Source organism: Spirosoma radiotolerans, from assembly GCF_000974425.1.
GTDB lineage: Bacteria > Bacteroidota > Bacteroidia > Cytophagales > Spirosomataceae > Spirosoma > Spirosoma radiotolerans.
This window is the reverse complement of sequence record NZ_CP010429.1, coordinates 3368583-3388000: the sequence shown is the minus strand read 5'-3', so window position 1 is coordinate 3388000 and position 19418 is coordinate 3368583. Positions and strand designations below refer to the sequence as shown.

Annotated in this window: 17 protein-coding genes and 1 pseudogene; 4 read left to right on the top strand and 14 right to left on the bottom strand. The window is 50.0% G+C overall.

Annotated elements, in window-relative coordinates:
* Positions 1–147 precede the first annotated feature (147 nt).
* From SD10_RS13755 to SD10_RS13730, 7 genes and pseudogenes are all read right to left on the bottom strand, one after another.
* Positions 148–405 carry a hypothetical protein gene (locus SD10_RS13755; protein WP_227699214.1) on the bottom strand — a complete coding sequence of 86 codons (258 nt, stop codon included), beginning with the start codon at positions 403–405 and terminating at the stop codon, positions 148–150.
* On the bottom strand, positions 372–506 hold the full coding sequence (locus SD10_RS30490) for a hypothetical protein (protein WP_394330466.1): 135 nt from the start codon (positions 504–506) through the stop codon (positions 372–374). Before SD10_RS30490 ends, SD10_RS13755 begins: the two co-directional genes overlap by 34 nt.
* An 87-nt stretch (positions 507–593) precedes the next feature.
* The gene (locus tag SD10_RS13750) at positions 594–1484 is read right to left on the bottom strand and encodes a bifunctional 5,10-methylenetetrahydrofolate dehydrogenase/5,10-methenyltetrahydrofolate cyclohydrolase (protein ID WP_046574351.1); all 891 of its coding nucleotides are present in this window, start codon (positions 1482–1484) and stop codon (positions 594–596) included.
* Between the two features lie 103 nt (positions 1485–1587).
* Entirely contained in the window at positions 1588–2088 is a 501-nt protein-coding gene (locus tag SD10_RS13745; RefSeq protein ID WP_046574349.1) for a DUF4385 domain-containing protein, read from the bottom strand.
* Between the two features lie 56 nt (positions 2089–2144).
* Positions 2145–2599: pseudogene (locus SD10_RS30485) on the bottom strand (RES family NAD+ phosphorylase).
* Positions 2599–2964 (bottom strand): type II RES/Xre toxin-antitoxin system antitoxin, encoded by a 366-nt coding sequence (gene parS, locus SD10_RS13735; RefSeq protein ID WP_148562443.1) that lies wholly within the window; start codon positions 2962–2964, stop codon positions 2599–2601. The pseudogene SD10_RS30485 and the gene parS overlap by 1 nt, the downstream one beginning before the upstream one ends.
* A 186-nt stretch (positions 2965–3150) precedes the next feature.
* On the bottom strand, positions 3151–3789 hold the full coding sequence (locus SD10_RS13730) for a PNPOx family protein (RefSeq protein ID WP_046574347.1): 639 nt from the start codon (positions 3787–3789) through the stop codon (positions 3151–3153).
* Between the two features lie 200 nt (positions 3790–3989).
* Between SD10_RS13730 and SD10_RS13725 the strand changes: the two genes are divergently transcribed.
* The 4 genes from SD10_RS13725 to SD10_RS13710 all read left to right on the top strand — a co-directional run bounded on the left by SD10_RS13725 (position 3990) and on the right by SD10_RS13710 (position 9477).
* On the top strand, positions 3990–4733 hold the full coding sequence (locus SD10_RS13725; protein ID WP_046574345.1) for an SOS response-associated peptidase: 744 nt from the start codon (positions 3990–3992) through the stop codon (positions 4731–4733).
* 157 nt (positions 4734–4890) lie between these two features.
* On the top strand, positions 4891–7539 hold the full coding sequence (locus SD10_RS13720; RefSeq protein ID WP_046574343.1) for a TonB-dependent receptor domain-containing protein: 2649 nt from the start codon (positions 4891–4893) through the stop codon (positions 7537–7539).
* A 202-nt stretch (positions 7540–7741) separates the two neighbouring features.
* Positions 7742–8479 carry a helix-turn-helix domain-containing protein gene (locus SD10_RS13715; RefSeq protein ID WP_046574342.1) on the top strand — a complete coding sequence of 246 codons (738 nt, stop codon included), beginning with the start codon at positions 7742–7744 and terminating at the stop codon, positions 8477–8479.
* A 53-nt stretch (positions 8480–8532) separates the two neighbouring features.
* Complete coding sequence (locus SD10_RS13710) at positions 8533–9477, top strand: NAD(P)-dependent alcohol dehydrogenase (RefSeq protein WP_046574340.1); 945 nt, start codon at positions 8533–8535, stop codon at positions 9475–9477.
* Positions 9478–9898: 421 nt separating this feature from the next.
* On the opposite strand, the gene SD10_RS13705 is transcribed toward SD10_RS13710, so the two are convergent.
* From SD10_RS13705 to SD10_RS13675, 7 genes are all read right to left on the bottom strand, one after another.
* Positions 9899–12706, bottom strand: coding sequence for a M16 family metallopeptidase (locus SD10_RS13705; RefSeq protein WP_046574335.1), 2808 nt, complete (start codon positions 12704–12706; stop codon positions 9899–9901).
* Positions 12707–12826: 120 nt separating this feature from the next.
* On the bottom strand, positions 12827–13615 hold the full coding sequence (locus SD10_RS13700) for a LytR/AlgR family response regulator transcription factor (protein ID WP_046574333.1): 789 nt from the start codon (positions 13613–13615) through the stop codon (positions 12827–12829).
* Positions 13616–13722: 107 nt separating this feature from the next.
* Entirely contained in the window at positions 13723–14748 is a 1026-nt protein-coding gene (locus SD10_RS13695) for a sensor histidine kinase (RefSeq protein WP_046574331.1), read from the bottom strand.
* Positions 14732–15421 carry an ABC transporter ATP-binding protein gene (locus SD10_RS13690; protein WP_046574329.1) on the bottom strand — a complete coding sequence of 230 codons (690 nt, stop codon included), beginning with the start codon at positions 15419–15421 and terminating at the stop codon, positions 14732–14734. The genes SD10_RS13695 and SD10_RS13690 overlap by 17 nt, the downstream gene beginning before the upstream one ends.
* A gap of 76 nt (positions 15422–15497) precedes the next feature.
* The gene (locus tag SD10_RS13685; protein ID WP_046574328.1) at positions 15498–16748 is read right to left on the bottom strand and encodes an ABC transporter permease; all 1251 of its coding nucleotides are present in this window, start codon (positions 16746–16748) and stop codon (positions 15498–15500) included.
* 74 nt (positions 16749–16822) lie between these two features.
* Positions 16823–17920, bottom strand: coding sequence for an efflux RND transporter periplasmic adaptor subunit (locus SD10_RS13680; RefSeq protein WP_046574326.1), 1098 nt, complete (start codon positions 17918–17920; stop codon positions 16823–16825).
* 103 nt (positions 17921–18023) lie between these two features.
* Positions 18024–19340 carry a TolC family protein gene (locus tag SD10_RS13675; protein WP_046574325.1) on the bottom strand — a complete coding sequence of 439 codons (1317 nt, stop codon included), beginning with the start codon at positions 19338–19340 and terminating at the stop codon, positions 18024–18026.
* Between the last annotated feature and the right edge of the window lie 78 nt (positions 19341–19418).

The window sequence follows — 19418 nt, the reverse complement described above, 5'->3', positions numbered from 1 at the left end:
CAGGCCCGGCCAAATCCAGGCCGGGCCAAAATTACGCAAAAAGAAGCCCGGCTGAGGCAGGACGGGCTGTTAAAGTTTGTTAAGGATAATCGATGGCTGTCAGTCAGTCGGAATTGATAAGAAACCCGGACCACTACCGACTATTGGTCAAGCTGCGTTTCCCCACTCATATAAGCCAACTTGAATAGTCTGGGTCGGGGGCTTTGCCGATAAGGCAATTTGTTGAATACGACGCACAGTCGCAGGCGTAAAGAACTGTTCGTCAGTAGTAAGGTTGACCCGGGCCGGTACATTCTCAAACACATATAGTTGTCCATTCATATCAAGAATATAGCGGACATGGGTTTCGAGTAACGTATCATTCGGCCAGTTCATGGCCTTCTTCTCTTTAGATTCGTTTCCCATCTGTCAAATGTTGGTTCGTAAACCGTAATAATTTTCAGCAAAGGCCGTGAAGGATAGCTACATTGACTATGTAAAGGTCGTTGGTTTTGAGTATACCCCAAAATTAGACAACTTGGCGCTGTATACTTCGAGTCAGTGCATGACTTGATAATTCAAATAACTCATCCCGTACTTTGTGTTGTATATCCTCAATCATGTCTACTATAAATCTCCCCGCGGGCTGCTTTCAGTGTATTCTGCATCAGCGAGCAAATTGTCATCAGGCCCACGCCACCGGGAACGGGCGTAATGAAGCTCGTTTTAGGGGCCACCTCATCGAATTTTACGTCGCCCTTGAGTGAGAAACCACTCTTTTTGCTGGCGTCGCGCACCCGCTCCAGGCCTACGTCGATAACAACGGCACCCTCTTTCACCATGTCGGCTGTGACAAATTCGGGCTTGCCAAGCGCGGCTACCAGAATATCCGCAGAGCGGCATATCTCGGCCAGGTTCTGGGTGCGGCTATGGGTAATCGTAACGGTGCAGTTGCCAGGATAGGTGTTCCGCTGCATCAGAATAGACATGGGTAGGCCCACAATCTGGCTCCTGCCCACCACTACGCAATGCTTACCGGCCGTTTCGATATCGTAGCGTTTGATCATTTCCAGAACACCCTGTGGTGTAGCCGAAATGTAAGCCGGCAGGCCTTTCGCCATGCGGCCAATATTGATGGGATGAAAACCATCCACGTCTTTAGCCGGGTTAATGGTTTCCATCACCCGGTCGGGGTTGATGTGGTCGGGGAGAGGGAGTTGCACGATCAGCCCATCCATATCGGGGTTCTCATTCACTTCCCGAACCTTATCGAGTAATTCGGCTTCGGTCACCGACGGGTCGAACCGGATGAGCGTTGAGTGCATGCCGACCTCTTCGCAGTTCTTCATTTTAGAGGCAACGTAAGTTTCCGAAGCCCCGTTGTTGCCAACCAGAATGGCCACAAGGTGCGGAATCTTACCGCCCTGCTGGTTGATTTGCGCGACCTCTGCCGCGATTTCCAGTTTGATTTGTGCCGAAAGAAATTTACCGTCAAGGAGTTGCATAGAGTTGTCTTTGCGTTGGTGGCGAAACCGTTGGGCCCTTACGTTTGCTAAAACGAAACGTAAAGTTTCATAGAATGGCGCAAAGGTCGCAAAGATTGGGAAACTACCCGTACTTCAGCTGCCATTCCTTTTTCAGTTTCTTGTAGTCTTCATCTTCCCGTGCTTCCAGATACTTCCCGTAGAAAATACGTGCTGACTCCGCTTTGATGGGGTCTTCCTCGCGGGGAAGCTGCTCGCGGCCATGCGCGCCCGATTGCCCTTTCTTATCATCGGGTACTGCTCCGTCGTATTTTTGGCCGGTTTTATGATTGGCGTAACGCCGGGACCGGGTGTAGCCCATCTGTAAAAACTTTCTGGCCATGTCCATGCCAATGAAGTCTCCGTTCTGTTTGTAGTCGAGAAATAGCTGGTAGATTTTCTCAGACGATTCCCTGGCTATTTCGGGAGTTTTAAATCGCCAGTAGGGTAGTATTTCATCTTTGTAGGGCCGCACCAGCAGAACGCCCATTTCGCCTTTTCCCACCCGGTAAAGTTCGGGTTGTTCGCGAAGGTTCAGGGTACGGTAGTCGAGGTCGTAATTAAAGGCGCGGTCGTTGGTTGCCATTGAACAGAACGAATAAGGTCTTATTCGACATAACAACTAAGCAGCGCAAATGGCTATTATTTTGACAACCGGGAGTCGAATCGGAAGGGCTCTTTGGTAGTAATAACCACCTCAGCCATACGGGGATGGGCTGGATTAATCAAGAAATTGTATTCACCAGCCACCACGGCTGACGGGACTTTCAGCAGTAAAAAGCGATTGTCCGATAACCATTGCTTGGTGATAGCCTTGAGGGCCGTTGGTGCTAGTGGCTCGTTCCAACCCTCAGGTAACTCGTTTAAGGGGACGCTCAGTAATGAATCGTCGGGGACACGAATCACGAGCAGTTGGTAGTGGTCCGGTATAAACGAGACCGGGCTATGACCAGTACTTCCAGGGCGGCCAGTGAGCGGGAGCCAGCGATGTACAATACAGACGTTCCGACATCATTCCAGCAGCCATCGGTTAGGCGGGCACCTGTGCCAGTCAGGTCATCGGCCCGCCGGACATTCGCTAAACGGTATACGTCCATTAAACAAAAACGCCCCAGTCAATCCGAACCAGTTCATCCTGAATGGCCCGAAACCCAAATTGAGTATCTAACAAATCGATTGGCTTTTTGCCGCCAAAAATAGGGCTTGGGTGATTCATCCATCCTTTAAACTTGTCCGGATTGCCAAACACCTCTGCTCCCTGTTTGTAGAGATTAGCCAACTGTAAGGCATTTTCAGTTACTTCCTGAGGAAGTAACTTCTCATCCGTATATCGCTGCCACGTACGGGCTGAGATATGCAGGATAATGAATAATTCTGCCTGGGCGATGCCGAGATGGCGGGCCATGGTTGCAATCGCTTTCTTTGATAAGCCCCGGCGGCTTACTTCCATCAGATCAAACACAGATTGAAGGGGTGGAGCATTTCTGGACCAAAATAGTAATTGATTGTGGTCGTATTCATAAAAACAGCGTCATGTGTCGTTATATTTACGACACATGACGCTGTTTGATTCTGAGCATACTATTTATTTCCTTCAGGCATAGGCAAACCCAATACCGATTCACCGGATTGCTTCCTGTTGTAGCGCCTACGGAGCCAGCCACACCATTTTTGATTCGGGTTCGTATTGAAACAGCGCTCTCACCTGTCCGCTCCGATTAAGTTGCAGGTAATCCATTGCCAGTACCCGGCATTCAATGACCGCAAAATTGGCACGCCCAGCTTCGCTTTCTTCAGCTGATGGCAAGCCAGCGCCCAAATGAGCAGGAAAGCCGGGGTAAGGAGCGGGTTGCTCGCTACCGGGTCGGTACTCCGACAGGTAGTTTTTTCGATTGCCAGCGCCTATGGTTTGCCAATGTTCATCGGCCACATAGTCATCTGTGTGAAGACGGGTTTCGACCGTCAGCCGGAGTTGCACCTGCGATTTTTCATCCCAAAATAATAAGGTGCAGTCGGGGAAGGCTTCAAATTGCATCACTTTGGCTGCTCGTACGTCGGTATGAAACCAGACATACTTTCGATCGGCGTCCACTTTTCGGAGCACCACCGTTCGGGCATCGGCGCCGGTGGCGGTGCGGGAGGCAACAGTCATTGTTTTGAAGCCGGGAGCGGTCGTCTCGCCTGAGCTGTTGTCGAGTACGGTTACAAGTTGTTGCCAGCTTTTTTGTTCAAGAGTAGGCAAGGTAAGCGAAAGGCCGGGGTAATTGGAGGTTTCGGGGGCAGGCATTTGTAAAGGAATAGGTAAAGAAGAGCGTTGGTAAGGCTGATAAACGAATCGTGGTCGTCAATTGTTCGGGTCTGCCAAAGTGGCTGACTCGGAGATGCCACAAAATTTGACTTAATCCATAAAATTGAATAACCGGCAAGGGTGTTTGCTGGTTTATTCAATGTATCAACAGGCCGTCAACCGACGCGTTTATTTCTTGTATGTGTTTCCATAAGTCACTCAATGCCAGTGCCTCCGAGTTGGAGGATCGTTATCAGGCTGCGTTGCCGCCTTCCGCTGGTTTTCAACCGATCTACCACGCCAATGCGTATAATTTACCAGCCTGGCCCATCGTAACCAGACAGGAGCCGGGCAAACTACAGCTTATTCGTTGGGGGCTTATTCCAAACTGGACCCGAAGTCAGGATGCCGCCGAGGAAATTCGTACTAAAACGATCAATGCCCGCTCCGAAACGATTTACGAAAAGCCATCTTTCCGCCCGGCCGCTCAGGCCGGCAGACGGTGTCTGATTCCGGTAACGGGCTTTTTCGAATGGTACACGGAGAAGAGCAAAAAGTATCCCTTTTACATCAGTACCAGCGATCAAAAAATCGCATCCATTGCCGGTTTGTGGGACGAATGGCCAGATCCCGAAACGGGTGAGTTAATACCAACCTACACGTTGCTGACCACCGAAGCCAATCCGCTACTCGCTGCAATTCATAACACAAAAAAACGAATGCCTTGCGTGTTGACGCCCGATGCTGAACAAGCCTGGCTACACGATGATCTGACGGAAAAAGAAGCCCTGGCGTTGCTTGCCCATCAATACCCCGCGAGCAGAATGCACAGCTACAGCATCAGCAAGCGCATTACCTCCCGAACGGAGCCAAGTGATGTACCAGAGGTCCTGGCACCAGCCAATTACCCAGAACTAAGCAATAGTACTCAATTATTTAGCTAAGTAACCTGACCCGCCTGTCCATATGGCCGTCCGTTTGTGTAGAATAAGATTTTATCAGGAAATTTGTGCCGATTTTTGGTCAACTAAGTTGTCTTTGTAAACCCATTAAAGGGTTCTTACAAGGCAAAATACCTTTATTGCTGATTATAACCTGACTATGAAGAAAATAGTACTTTCTGTATGTGTTGTCACTGCTTTGTTAACGGCCCCAACTATCGTTCGGGCGCAGTTTCCAACGATGCCGGGTGGCGCCCAGCAACCGGCGGCCGTCATCCCCGGCACGTCGAGCGATACATCACCTCGTGGCAACGCAAAGCTTACCGGTGTGGTGACAGATTCGACAACGGGTAAGCCCGTTGAATTTGCCAGTATTGCCCTGATTAACGCCGAAACGAAAAAGCCAATCGACGGAACGGTGGCGGATGACAAGGGTAAGTTCACCCTCACCAAATTGCCACAGGGCGACTTTCAACTCCTCATCTCGTTTGTCGGGTATCGCAACAAAACCATCTCAAGCCTTAAACTCGATCGCAAAGGGGATATTAATCTGGGGAATATCAAACTGGGCGCTGATGTTCGTACACTGAAAGAGGTTGAAGTGGTTGGACAGGCTTCGTTAGTCGAGGAAAAAGTGGATCGCTTAGTCTATAACGCTGACAAAGACATTACGGCCAAAGGGGGCGACGCAACCGATGTCATGCGTAAAGTGCCGCTGTTGTCCGTCGACCTGGATGGTAACGTTAGCCTGAGAGGCAGCAGCAACGTGCGGGTGTTGATCAACAACAAACCTTCCACCATTGTGGCCAGCAGCGTTGCCGACGCGTTGAAGCAGATCCCGGCCGACATGATCAAAACCGTTGAGGTTATTACCAGCCCATCGGCAAAATACGACGCTGAAGGGTCGGCGGGGATTATTAACATCATCACCAAGAAAACGACCCTGCAGGGCTTTACGCTGAACATCGATTCGGGAGTAGGTAACCGGGGAAGTAATCTGGGGCTGAACGGGAACCTGCGGACGGGTAAAATGGGCTTTAGCCTGAGTGGTTTCGGACGGGCCAACTACAACGTAATCGGAAATTTTGCCAATACACAAAAAACATTTGGCAGCACCGGAACGACCACTACCGACCAAACGGCGGATACCCGCAACCACAGCCTCTTTGGGCAGTATACCCTCGGTTGGGATTATGACATCAGCAAGACCAGCTCGATTACGGCCAGCCTGCGGTATGGCGCCCGGAATAACTACCAGAATCAGGACAACTTCTTCACCCGCACGCTCTCGCCAAGCTCCTATTTTCCCATCGTGTCGGACCGGAATGTGCTGACCAAAGATCTGTCTGGAACGGTCGATGCAAACATCGATTATACCCGCACTTTTGCCAAACCACAGCAGGAGCTAAGTGTGTCGGCGCAGTTTAGCCGTAACAATCGTAACAACGATTTCACGGCCGATATTCTGAATACGACTGATTTTTCGACCATTACGGCCCGTCAGCAGAATCTTAATAACAGCTTTAACCAGGAATCGACGATTCAGGGCGATTACCAGACACCGATTGGCAAGAATCAACTGCTCGAATTTGGGGGCAAAGGCATATTTCGGCAGGTCCAAAGCGCCTTCAGCTACCGGCTGGGCAGCGGAACAGGCGAATTGATAACCGATCCGACACGTCCCGGCAATACACTGAACTATGACCAGAGCATCGGTGCCGGTTATGTATCGTATACCCTGACCACCAAGAACAAGTACACCATAAAGGCGGGCACGCGTTACGAACACACGGTGATCAACGCAAACTACAGCCAGAATCAGCCGGGTGAGCAGGGGGGAGCTGCTGGTCAGGATCTGGGTATTCCAAGTTACAGCAATCTGGTGCCTAGTATCAATATTTCGAAGTCGTTGAAAGGCGGGAAGACGATCAAGCTGGCGTACAACCGTCGACTGCAACGGCCGGGAATTCAATTCCTGAACCCGAACGTGAACACCTCGAACCCAACCAATATTACAAAAGGGAACCCCTTGCTGTCGCCCGAGTTAACAGATAACCTTGAGTTTAGTACGAGCGCTTACATCAAGAGCGTTTACCTGAACGTGGCCTTATTTGCCCGACAAACGAACAACTCCATCACCAGCGTTCGTGATACGATTACGACCGGTGCCGGACAAGTGACCAACCCGACGCTGGCGCAGGCGATCCAAACGACCTACCTGAACATTGGTCGCGAATCGGCGTACGGAACAAACGTTTTTGGTAACGCCACCTTCTTCTCGAAGTGGCAGATTGGCGGGGGCTTCGATCTATATTATTCCTACCTGACCAACAACAATGCGGGCTCGGTGTATAATGCAACTAATTCGGGATGGGTGACGACAGGCCGTTTCTTCACCAACTTAACACTGAAAAACGGTTGGGGTGTTCAGGGCTTTGGCTTCATTCGGGGTAAGCAAATTCAGCTACAGGGCTACCAGGGCGGGTTTGCTTTCTACAGCATTGGTCTCAAGAAAGATCTGAAAGACAAACGGGGTAGCTTCGGCATTGCGGCCGAAAACTTCTTCAGCCATCCGTTCACTATTAAGTCGGAATCGTCGTCGCCTATTTTTGCGCAGAGCAGTACCACAAACCTGTACAATGCGGGCGTACGGGTCAACTTTAGCTATAAACTGGGTAAGCTCAGTTTCGATGCCCCACAGCGTCAGAAGAAATCGGTTAACAACGACGACGTGAAAGGTGGCGAAGGCGGTGGCGATCAGCCACAACAGCCAGCACCGACGGGTGGTGGCGCTCGCCGACCTCGCTAAAGTCAATTAAGCTGGTCGATACAAATCGGCGTTGGAAAATCAGGTTAATCTGGTTTCCAGCGCCGGTTTATTATTTAATCCCGTCTATAATTGGGCCAGAAGGACGGGAGAAGCAATTGCAGGGACCCTGCCAGCCTGCACCAAGCAGGCTTTCGTCATGCCTACAATCAGTTTTAAACTGCTTTTTTGGGAGTAAAATCACATGAAAAAACTACCAGGTAATCCATTTATTCTGGCGCTGACCGCCCGCAATCTTACAGTAGCGATTCATCAGCATTCAGCCTATCAGATTGTACTGTCCAACGACGAGCCATTTGATTCTACCATTGATGGGCAGTTCCATAAGGCGATCAATGGCTTCCTGATCAAACCCCAGGTCACCCATCTGTGCGTCGCTGAAAATGGAACGCTGAACGTTTTAAATATAGAACCTTATTCCAGCGTGGGTTTGGAGCTTTCAAACTGCTTTGAGGGCGACCGGGGCTACGTTGTGTTTAATTCGAGGGCGGAGGTACGCCAGTTTTTTCAACTCGAAACCAATTCATTTGAAATCAGCACCATTATCAACGCCCTGCTGTCAAAAGTAGCGACTACATCTTACGATGAACGGGTAACCAAAATGGTTGATTACATCCGGACTAATTACTTCGAACGGGATATCTCGCCACAGACGTTTACGGATCTGGTTTTTCTCTCTCCCTCCCGATTAGCATCCTTATTTAAAGAGCAGACTGGCAGTAGCTTATCCAAATATTTGTTGTGGACCAGGTTACGTCAGGCTATTTACATCACCCTTTCAGAAAAGGATAGGGGGCTAACCGATATTGCCTACGACACTGGATTTTATGATTTACCCCAATTTAATAAGTATATGCATGAAATGTTTGGCATGCCACCCATCGCTTTGAAGCACAATAGTGATCTGATACAAGTCTATTAGCCTGTATCCGCCCACCTTTGTCATGTAATCGTTCAGACTAAACAGAACAGAACATGAAAACGATCGCTTATCAGGAGTTTGGCGGCACCGCTGTATTGCAAACCATAGATGAACCGATGCCTACGATCCAGGCAGACCAGGTGTTGGTAAAAATAAAAGCAGTTTCAATTAATCCGTTGGATTGGAAACTTAGAAAGGGAGAGATGAAACTCATGTCCGGCTCGAAATTTCCTAAACACACCGGAACTGATTTTGCTGGTATTATTGACGCAGTCGGTGCATCAGTCACCAACGTCAAAAAAGGAGATGAGGTTTTTGGCACGGTGAAAAACAACATGAAGGAAGGCGTACTGGGCGAATACGCGGCTGTGCCGTCTACCCTGGTTTGGAAAAAACCGGCTGCTATCAATTTCGTTCAGGCTGCGTCTATTCCTACCGTGGGGGCTGCTGCGTTGATGGCTTTGCAAAAGATAGGTAAAACCACGGCCCAGTCCAGGGTTTTAATCAATGGAGCCGCTGGCGGTTTTGGCATGTTTTTACTGCAGCTATTAAGACTTGACGGGGTAAACATAACGGCAGTGGCGGACACTCATGCCCTAAGCTTTGTCAAACAATGGGGAGCGGATTCGGTAGTCGATTATAGCAAGGAAAATGTACTTACTAAAGGCGATACGTATGACGCGATAGTGGATCTTTCCGGAAAAATGGGGTATGAAAACGCCCGGAAGATCATGAAAGCTAAGTCCGTATTTATTAATCCGATCCCCAGCCCGGTTGACATTCTGACAACGCCCATCAAAAATTTGTTCAGAAGCAAAAAGCAAATTGTATTGCTGAGCACACCGGATAAAGAGACGATCGATCGTTTAGTGAAGGCTATCGACAACGGGTTGGAAATCGAAGTAAGTAAGGTATTCCCGTTTGCACAAAGTAAAGAAGCGTATGCGTACGCTGAGAAAGGCGGGTATGTTGGTAAAGTAGCTATCGAAGTAAACTAGCACCATTCATTTCAAACAGATTAAGGTAAGAATGCTACGTGTGCCGTACCTAACCTAAAAATAATCGTACACGTTACTACGCTTATTATAGCGCCACAGTTAATCTGGTCAAATCACCAGATTAACTGTGGCGCTTTTCATTTATTCTGCTTCCATTTCAATTAATAATTAATCACGAAACTTTACCTGTGGCTGAGCCGCTGCTTCGGTAGTAACACAATCGGATCGCCGACGCGGCAACGCGAACTTTACTGGATTGACAATATTCATTCGCGGTTTTACCCGTCAAAGACTCCTCCACTGAACAGAGTTTACAAACGATAATCGACTCTTTTGAAAGGGCTATCCCCAATCTACAGCAGAAAGCCTGTCCACTTTGCGAAGCTGAATACCACGAACAGTGTAGGCTGTGCGGTTCTGCCTAGTTCTTACCGCCACTCACCGACGAAGCTGGTTGTTTTTCAGAAGCTTTCTTGGCCGCTTTGGCAAAGTCACCGGCTTTGATGATCGAAATTTTCGACGGGTCGATGTGTTTTTTCATGGCGGCATTGACTTGTTCGGGTGTGAGGCTTTCCATTTTCTTTTCGAAATCGGCGTCCCAGTTCATGGTCCGGTTCAGGTACAGGTAATTGTTAAGCGTACCCGCCAGCGAAGGGTCCTGCGCCCGCGATACCATCCGGGATTGCAGTAAACCCGAGCGGGCGGCTTTAATTTCATCCGCCGTAAATCCTTCCTTAACCACTTTGTCCATCTCTTCGCGGAAGGCTTTTTCCAGCCGTTCGGCATTTTCCGGATTGTAGATGGCGTAGGTCATAAACATCCCTGTTTTATCGAGCGGATTGGCCGATAACTGCGAGCCGACACCATAGCTGATGCCTTCTTTCTGACGAATACGCACGGCCAGCCGTGAATTGAGGAAGCCGCCCCCCAGCATGTAGTTGCCAAGAACAAGGGCCGGATAATCGGGATCATCATCGCGCAGAGGAATGTTGACACCGGCTACCATGAAGGCATTGGCTTTATCGGGAGCTTCCAGCGATTGGGGAGTTGGCTTGATATCGTTATAGTTCGACACCAGGCGGCTAAACGGCTTCTTCGCTTTCCAGGTACCCAGCTCATCCGTCACTACTTTCCGAACGGGCGTCTCCTCGAAATCACCAACAACGGCCAGCGTTGCGTTTTGGGCACCGTAAAAATCCTTGTGAAATTGTTTCAGATCGTCCAATTTCAGGGCCTTTACATCGGCTACGTCTTCGTCAGGTGTGGAGGTGTACCGGACGTCTTCTTTCGGGTACGGGTTCATTTGGCGCTGAAACGCCGTAAAAGCAAGCGACTGAGGTTCTGAACGTTGTGATTCGATCTGAGCGAGTTGTTCCTGCTTCAGTTTCTCAAACTCGTTGGCGTCGAAGGCCGGGTGTTTCAGCATGTCGCTCACGATCCGGATAACGGCAGGAAGGTTCTCTTTAGTCGTTTTAATGGTTACGTTCACCTGATTACCACCACCAAAGACGCCCACCTGCGCTTTCAGTTTGTCGAGTTCATCTTTAATCTGCTGGCGGCTACGGGTCGTGGTGCCTTTGTCGAGCATGGAGGCTGTAAACACCGAAATTGCACTCTTGTTCATCAGGCTCTTCTGATCCCCATACCGCAGGGTCATACGGGCGTTTACTTCGTTGCCCCGTGTCGATTTCGGCAGGAAAGCCAGTTCAATGGTATTCGGCTGTTCGGAACGGCGGGTACGGCCGTCGATGTTGGCGGGCGATGGGTCAAAGGCTTCACCCTGGGCAACCAATGCCCGGCCTTTGTAGTCTTTCACCAGGGCCGCAATGTCAGGCGCATTGGGTACGTCGACCCGGTCGGGGGTTTGCTCCGGAATGAACAGACCAACGGTGCGGTTGGAGGGCTTAAAGTAGTAATCGGCCACGCGCTTTACGTCGGCGGGAGCTACTTTTTCGAGGGCGTCACGGTAGAGGAACCCCAGCCGCCAGTCGCCCGTTGCGATGTATTCGCTCATGGCCAGGCCCACGCGCTCGGCGCTTTTAAAGCTCAGCTCAACATCTTTTAGCAGCTTGGCTTTGGCGCGTTCAATTTCTTCTTTCGAGGGCGTCTTGATCGCAACGGAGTCCAGCGTCGACAGCAAAGCCGCTTTAGCATCGTCCAGCGATTTATCTTTCAGCATTTCAGCTGCGAAATACACATAACCCGGATCTTTGGTGGTGAACGAATAACCGTATTGCTGCGAGGCTTTCTTGGTTTCAACCAGGGCTTTATATAAGCGGCCTGATGGCTCGTTGGTCAACAGTTCAATCACCACATCCATGGTTGGATAGTCGGGGTGGGAACCGGGCATAATGTGGTACAAAGCGGACACTACTTTCGTGTCGCCCACACGCCGAAGCGTCACCATGCGTTCCCCATCCTGGGTAGGCTCCTGGCTATACGTCGGCTGCAATACCCGCGTCGGGCGGGGAATAGCCCCGAAATACTGGTTGATCATGGCCAGTGTTTTGGACTCGTCAATTTTGCCGGCTACGACCAGGACAGCATTGTCGGGCTGGTAAAATTTCTTGTAAAATGCCTGCAGATTTTCGATAGGCACTTTCTCAATATCCGTCCGGTTACCGATGGTCGAGTTGCCGTAATTATGCCATAGGTAAGCCGACGAAACAACGCGCTCATTCAGGACGTTCTGCGGGGAGTTTTCGCCCATTTCAAACTCGTTCCGAACCACAGAAAACTCGGTAGCTAAGTCTTCTTTTTTAATGAACGAGTTTACCATCCGGTCCGATTCGAGGTCGAGGGCCCATTTCAGGTTCTCGTCGGTAGCCGAAAAGGTTTCGAAGTAATTCGTGCGGTCGAGCCAGGTCGTTCCGTTTGGTCGGGCGCCGTGGGAGGTAAGCTCCTGCGGGATGTTGGTGTGTTTGGTCGACCCTTTGAACACCATATGCTCCAGCAAGTGAGCCATGCCTGTTTCGCCGAGGCCCTCATGACGCGAACCAACGAGGTAGGTAATATTGACCGTAATCGTGGGTTTAGATGGGTCAGGGAAGAGGAGGACTTTCAGGCCATTTTTCAGATTATACTCCGTAATGCCTTCAACAGATGCACCTTTGGTAATGCCTTCGGGTAGGGCTGCGGCTGCTTTGTTGTCCTGTGCCGAAGAGAACGTCAGGCTGCTGGCGAACCAGGCAGCGGCCAACAAACCTCTTTTGGTAAGGTTGTTTTTCATAAAAATACAGTTAGTTGGGTTGTCAATAAACTAACCGTATAGTTACGCAGAAAGGAATTGTTTAACAACGGGTATTATAACGTGTTAACAAAAATTAGGATGAACGGTAGACAGGTCTATTCACCCTTCGATCCAGTGTCGAAAAGCAGCGGCTTTTTCTTTGCTAACCAGCAACTCCAGCGCTTCATGAGGGGGCTTCAGTGCGATCTGAAGTTTACTGTTGTCGAGCGGCCGATAGCCCGCAACCGCATTGAGATGAACCAGGCACTGGCGATTCGCCCGGAAGAAGCAGGCCGGATCGAGGAGTTCTTCCAGTTCATCGAGCGTTTTGTAATCGGTAATTAATTTCCGACCGTCGTTGGTGTATAGGTAGATGAGTTCATTGCGGAGAAAATAGGCTGTCTCTTCCTGGGTAACCGACATAATTTGTCGGAGGTAGTGCCCCGTGAATCGCCGTTTGTATTGTGGGGTAGTAGGTCTTTCGAGTATCTGGCTGAGGAACTGCTGAAATTGTTCACTGAAACCAGTCATGCCGTTTGCCACCCAACGATGGTATTTGACCAGTGCTGTTTTCAAGTCGTTGGGATCAATGGGTTTGAGCAGGTAATCAATGCTATTCAGTTTAAAAGCCCGGATGGCATATTCATCAAAAGCGGTGATAAAAATAACCGGCACATCGAGTCCAACCTGCTGAAAAGCCTCGAAACTCACGCCATCAGCAAGCTGAATGTCAGCGATAACGAGGTCCGGGGTTAGTCGGGCTGTCGAGCGAATCGTGTTGAAATAGGCACAAATGCTCTGAACGCTGGCAAGCGGTCCATCGATGGTAGCTCCTGGCTCCAAGACACGAACCAGTTTCTGTAGTTGCCGGGCAATGAGCGGCTCGTCTTCAATTAACAGAATCGTCATGGGATATTCGGTTTACGCTAATCGGTATAGGGGCGGCTGGTGCTTATAGTTATTCGGGAGCCTTCGCGTCTAACGTAAACCGAAAGCCAAAACCGAGTACTACGTACTCAGCCAACCTCCAACAATGGTAATCGGACGCAAAAAAACGTATCTGTATCGTCAATGTCGACGGGGCGGTCACTCAGGTATGCATACAACAATTTCAGGTTTTCGAGCCCCTGTTTATTGGCCGTTTCGACTTGTCGCTTGCGTTGAATCGGGTTTGTTACGGACACATAACCATCGCCGGCGCTGATGGTGACCGTGAGTGGTCGGGCCTCGCTAATGATGTTGTGCTTAATGGCATTTTCGATTAAAATCTGCAGCGTGACAGGCACAATTTGCTGGTCAAGTGCCTTATCATCGATTTGACATTGAATAATAAAGGCGCCGTCAAAGCGGGTGTGCAGCAACGAAATGTAGTTTTTGATAAACTCTAACTCCGTTTCGAGCGGCACCAGCGCCTTTTCTTTGTGTTGTAACACATACCGGAATACTTTCGATAACTGGTGTAGAAACTGCCGCGCCAGCACCGGGTTGTCATCGATCAGGCTATCGAGCGAAGAAAGACTGTTAAATAAAAAGTGCGGACTAATCTGGTTTTTTAAGCTGTCAAGTTGCACCTGCACTTTCTCTTTTTCCAATTGAGCCGTTCGAATGGCATTTTCCTGCCATCGTTTTAATAAATGGCTGGCCATGAAGCCCAGACAAATGACCGTGTTCACCAGGAAAACCATTACCCCAACGATGATAAAGGTAAACTTATTGATCATGGATAGCACGGGTGTAAAGAGCTCTGTCGCAATAAAGTACCCACAGGTTACGTAAACGGTCTTGACAATAGACCAGCCACCCAGAACCTGAACGATAATGCGCCAGCGTACATTTTTCTCGAATGGTAGCCGCTGATTCAGCCACTCATTAAAGACATAATGAAAGATCCAGATCAGGTTTAACATCACAAAGGATAGCAGGAACAGGAAGGCCTGTAACTGCCAGGTGATGCTGGGAATGAGCCACTGGCGGGCGATAATGCCTCCCAGCGCGATCCAGAGTAAGCCAATTTCGACGTATTTGTTAAACTTTATTTTCATGACTGGCGATGATCATCCCGTCCGACATTTCAATAACGCGATCCGTTCCGGCGGCAAAGTCGGGATCGTGGGTAACAGCAATAATGGTTTGCCCTTTTTGGGCAAGGTCACGAAAAATTTCGAAGACATTTTCGGTATTGGCCCGGTCCAGGTTGCCCGTTGGTTCATCGCCCATGATAATGGTTGGGTCGTTGATGAGGGCCCTGGCAATGGCCACCCGCTGCTGCTGCCCTCCAGATAACTTACTGGCTGGTTTGCGGGCGTAGTCGGCCATGCCAATCAGGCGTAATTTGTCCATTGCACGCTCTTCAATTTCCTTGTCTGAGTATTTGCCCAGTTTCAAACCAGGCAGCATGACGTTTTGTAAGACCGAAAATTCGGGTAGCAGGAAGTGAAACTGAAAAACAAAGCCGAGGTGTTCATTGCGAAAATGAGCGAGAAAATCCTGGCTGCGCCCCGTTACTTTTGTGCCCGCCATCTCAATCTGACCATCGTATTCGGTATCCATTGTCGAGAGCAGGTACAGCAGGGTCGATTTGCCACAGCCCGACTTTCCTACAATAGCCAGAAATTCACCCGCCTGCACATCGAACGTCACGTCGTTCAACACCTGAAATTTTTCCGGGTCGTAAAAGTATTTATTGAGTTGCCGGGCAGAAAGAACAGTGGCCATAGAAAGATGTATGATGTATGATGTAGGCTATAAGATGTATGGCTTGAGAAATACATCCTATATCCTACCTAAATAACTATCCTCTCAAGATAGACACCGGGTCGACCTGGGCGGCTTTTCGGGAGGGGAAATAGCCTGCCAGAACGGTCGTAATTACGCCGAACAGGAGACCCATACCGTAGTATTTAGGTGCAAAAATGACTGGAAACGTTTTGATGCTCAGAAAATCACCTGCGTCAAAGGGAGTGATCGAGAGCAGGTAGCTCAGCCCGAAACCAATTCCCAGTCCCAGCAATCCACCCGACAAACCGATAAAAGCGGCCTGTAACAGAAAAATAGCGATGATATCCCGGCCCTCAAAACCCGTAGCTTTCAGAATCGCGATGTCCTTGATTTTGTTAATGACCGTCATGTTCATGATGTTGTAAATGCCAAACCCGGCCACAACCAGCAACGTAATGGAAACGACGTAAGTCAGCATGTTGCGGATCTTCTCGCCCGCCAGAATCGCGGTGTTGGCCGTAGCCCAGTCCTCTGTATAATAGCCGTACACGGCTCGCAGCCGTTTTCCGAAGGGAAGTGCCTGCAAGGGGTCAACCATTTTAATGTGAATGTCGGTGATGTAGCTCGGGTCTTTCTGCAGCATTTCCTGCACCGTCGACAGATTGGCGTAACTCTTGGTGTTATCGACGGTGCCAACTCCAAAACCAAACGTGCCGACTACGCGCAGAATACGGATGCCGCCCTTGGGCGTTGTCACCGTCACCTTGTCGCCCACAACGACATTAAGTTTTCGGGCCAGCACCGAGCCCATGATCAGGCCATCGGGGTTTGTCTTCAAGGCATTCAGATTGCCCGTCTTGAGCCGGGTGCTTAACTTATACAGCCGGTTTTCCCGGTCAATGTCCACCCCTGAAATCGTGCCGGAAAGCTGTATAGGACCATTATTGTAAAAGGCCTGCGTAGCAACCTGGGGCGATGATCCCAGCACGCCCGGCTCCCGCTCGATTCGTTCGGCAATGGCCATTCCATTTTTAATGCGGGCCTGTTCGTCTTTTGGTTTCTGATGGTAAATGACGTTGAAGTTGCCCGGATGAAGCTCATCGATGAGGCCCGGCCGCTGCGTGTTCACTTCGTTATACATCCGAATGTGTGGGCTGGCGTCCAGGGCGGAATCCTCCAGAAACTGGTTGACACCCTGCATAAACGAAATCATCGTAATGAACATCGCAATACCGAAGGTTACGCCCAGCATGGCAACGAGCGTCTGCCGCTTTTTGGCCAGCAGGTGCGTCTGGGCAATCTGGGAGGTGATGTGTAGATCCATCTTTCGTTAATGAAGCGTGATGAATGAAGAATACATAAACTAGGGCGCACGACTTATTCATCGTTCATAATTTGTCACTCATCATTCAGTAGTAGTTTACTCGTTTCCGTTAGTCCGCCTTTTACCTGGACCAGATCGAAGTTTTCGGCACCTTTCTGAAATTTTACTTTTTGTTTTTTGCCATCTTTTTCCACCAGCACGCTGTCGGCCCCGATGACGTAGGCTTTGGGAATGGTTAGCACGTGTGGATTCTCGCTGATGATAATGTTCGCTTCCACCGTTAAGCCGTAATACGAGTCGGGTTTTTCTCCCGTGAATTCGGCATCCACACGAAAGGATTGATCGGTGCGGTTTAGTTTTGGATACACTTTACTGACGCGCGCCCTGAACACTTTGTCTTTATACACATCCGCTTTAAGTATGACCGATTGGCCCACCCGAATCCGTCCGAAATCGCTTTCATCGACGGCCAGTTGAGCATACAGCTTCGTCCCGCTGCCCACCAACGCCAGTTGATCCCCCAACCGAACAACCTCGCCGGGATCTTTGTAAACCTCGTACACTTTCCCATCCACAAAACTGCGAACGCGGGTATTGCGGCCCGCCACTTCGCTGGTTACAAGTTGACTGCGGTTGTTGGCCACATCGAGCCGGATTTGATCCCGGTTGCGCTGGAACGTATTGAGTTGCGCACGAAGGCTATTGCGAGACAGGGTATAATTCAACTCGGCCCGTTCCAGTTCTGCCCGTGATGTGGCATTCTGGCTATATAATTCCTTGAACCGGTTGTAATTGATCGAGTCGTTGCTGAGCCGGGTTCGGGCGTTTCGTACCTGAGCCTCCAGTTCAGCCAGCACGGGCGATTTGGCCCCCAAATTTGCCCGTGCCTGCCGGTAGGCACGGGCCGCTGCCTGCTGACGGGCATCTTCGGAAGCACTTTCCAGCACGAACAACAACTGATTTCGATGAATCGAATCGCCTTCGTTGACCAAGCGTTGTTGTAACACGCCGGTAGCATCGGCCGTAACCGTATACTCATTGCGGGGATATACATTGCCCGAAGCATAGACGGCTTCTGTCAGCGCCCGATAGGTGGGCGTTGTGCCGTCGCTACTGGATGTACAGGCGGCATTCAGCAGGTAAAGTAAGAGTAAATAAACGTTCGTTTTCATGGAATGTGAATAACTGTAGCTCAGGCACTTCGTTTTGGATCAGGAATCAAGCGGGAGTAGGCCTGAAAAGCTGACGAAACGTTTCAGCGCTTAACGGATTGATCTACTGTCCGTTTCTAATCTGTAAGATGGTTTGGTTGATAAAGGCGTTTGACAAATTGTTCAGATACCGGTTCTGGGCCGTTAAGGCCTCGTTGAATACGTTGAGGTACTGATCGTAGGCGAACAAACCCGACCGGTATTTGATCAGCGCGATCTGCACATTTTGGTTGCTAAGGTCATAATTCTGTCGGTTCAGCTCCAGCGACCGTATGGCCTGGTTATACGTATTTCGGATATCTTCTGTATCGGTCTGCTGTCGATTGCGTTCATACATCAATTGCGATTCTGCCAGTTTTAGTTGTAGCCGGGCCCGTAGTAAATTGCTGGTGCGAAGTCCACCCGTATACAGGGACCAGTTGAACTGCAAACCGGTTACGCCAATCTGGTACCAGGGCTGATTGGCATTCAGGAAGTTGATCTGATTCCGTTGCGCCTGTTCCGTAAATCGACCATAGGCTGACAAGGTTGGCCAGCGTTGTAATCGTTCGCGATTGAGTTGTAATCGGGCCAGTTCGATGCGGGCCTGCTGAAGCGTTATCTGGGGGCGTTCAACCGGATTCGCCGGTATCGTAAAGCTAGTCGTTCCGAGTGAGCGGGTAGACAGGTCTTCCGTAAGCACCAGACTATCGGCGAGGGTTAAGCCAAGCAACAGCTTGAGCTGGTTGAGGTTTCGGGTATACGCCAGTTCATTCTGGTAAAGTACGTCCGCCGTTGTCAACTGCACCGAGCGTATCCGGTTGTATTCCAGGGGTTCAATCAAGCCCTTCGTTAGCCGCTGACTGGCAATTTGGGTCAGTGTATCCGCGGCTGACAGATTCCGCTGAGTAATGGCAATGGCCGACCGGGCCAGAAGGGCCGCGTGATACACACGAGCCGTTTGGGTCGAGATATCATCCTGCAAAACCAGCGTCTGATCATCTGTAATTCGCAGATTTTGTTCCACAATACCCAGGTCAGCGCGGGTTGGGCGGTTAATTATCGGAACCGTTACTTCGACTCCAGCGGCCAGCACATAGGGAAGACCGAATTGGAGCGTTCGAAATTCGCCTGGCTTGCCGCCCAAGAATTCAGCCGGAACAAGGGATACCGGCAGGGCGTAGTTATAATCGAAATTGGTAAACAAGCGGGCCTGGGGTAGCAGGGTCGCTTTGGTGGCTGTGCGTTGCTGGGCCTGTACCAATTGATTTTGACGGGCATTCACCAGGTCTGGGTTGTGCCGCCGGACAAACGTCAGGGCCTCCTGAACCGTGCTTATAACGGTTTGAGCAGTAGCCGTTAGTGAACAAAATAAGAAGACAGCAAGGGCAAACCGATTCATCTTTTTTCGAATGGAAACCCAAATGAAAGAAGTTTTGAAAAGGCAAAGTCGCTTGTTTTTGTGAAACGGAGAAAAACA

Bases quoted from the DNA above. Each gene is read 5' to 3' on its own strand.
- SD10_RS13700 (WP_046574333.1), bottom strand. From the start codon at position 13,615: ATGACGATTCTGTTAATTGAAGACGAGCCGCTCATTGCCCGGCAACTA.
- SD10_RS13715 (WP_046574342.1), top strand. From the start codon at position 7,742: ATGAAAAAACTACCAGGTAATCCATTTATTCTGGCGCTGACCGCCCGC.
- SD10_RS13695 (WP_046574331.1), bottom strand. From the start codon at position 14,748: ATGAAAATAAAGTTTAACAAATACGTCGAAATTGGCTTACTCTGGATC.
- SD10_RS13750 (WP_046574351.1), bottom strand. From the start codon at position 1,484: ATGCAACTCCTTGACGGTAAATTTCTTTCGGCACAAATCAAACTGGAA.
- SD10_RS13675 (WP_046574325.1), bottom strand. From the start codon at position 19,340: ATGAATCGGTTTGCCCTTGCTGTCTTCTTATTTTGTTCACTAACGGCT.
- SD10_RS13725 (WP_046574345.1), top strand. From the start codon at position 3,990: ATGTGTTTCCATAAGTCACTCAATGCCAGTGCCTCCGAGTTGGAGGAT.
- SD10_RS13710 (WP_046574340.1), top strand. From the start codon at position 8,533: ATGAAAACGATCGCTTATCAGGAGTTTGGCGGCACCGCTGTATTGCAA.
- SD10_RS13685 (WP_046574328.1), bottom strand. From the start codon at position 16,748: ATGGATCTACACATCACCTCCCAGATTGCCCAGACGCACCTGCTGGCC.
- SD10_RS13755 (WP_227699214.1), bottom strand. From the start codon at position 405: ATGGGAAACGAATCTAAAGAGAAGAAGGCCATGAACTGGCCGAATGAT.
- SD10_RS13690 (WP_046574329.1), bottom strand. From the start codon at position 15,421: ATGGCCACTGTTCTTTCTGCCCGGCAACTCAATAAATACTTTTACGAC.
- SD10_RS13730 (WP_046574347.1), bottom strand. From the start codon at position 3,789: ATGCCTGCCCCCGAAACCTCCAATTACCCCGGCCTTTCGCTTACCTTG.
- SD10_RS13745 (WP_046574349.1), bottom strand. From the start codon at position 2,088: ATGGCAACCAACGACCGCGCCTTTAATTACGACCTCGACTACCGTACC.
- SD10_RS13705 (WP_046574335.1), bottom strand. From the start codon at position 12,706: ATGAAAAACAACCTTACCAAAAGAGGTTTGTTGGCCGCTGCCTGGTTC.
- SD10_RS13720 (WP_046574343.1), top strand. From the start codon at position 4,891: ATGAAGAAAATAGTACTTTCTGTATGTGTTGTCACTGCTTTGTTAACG.
- SD10_RS13680 (WP_046574326.1), bottom strand. From the start codon at position 17,920: ATGAAAACGAACGTTTATTTACTCTTACTTTACCTGCTGAATGCCGCC.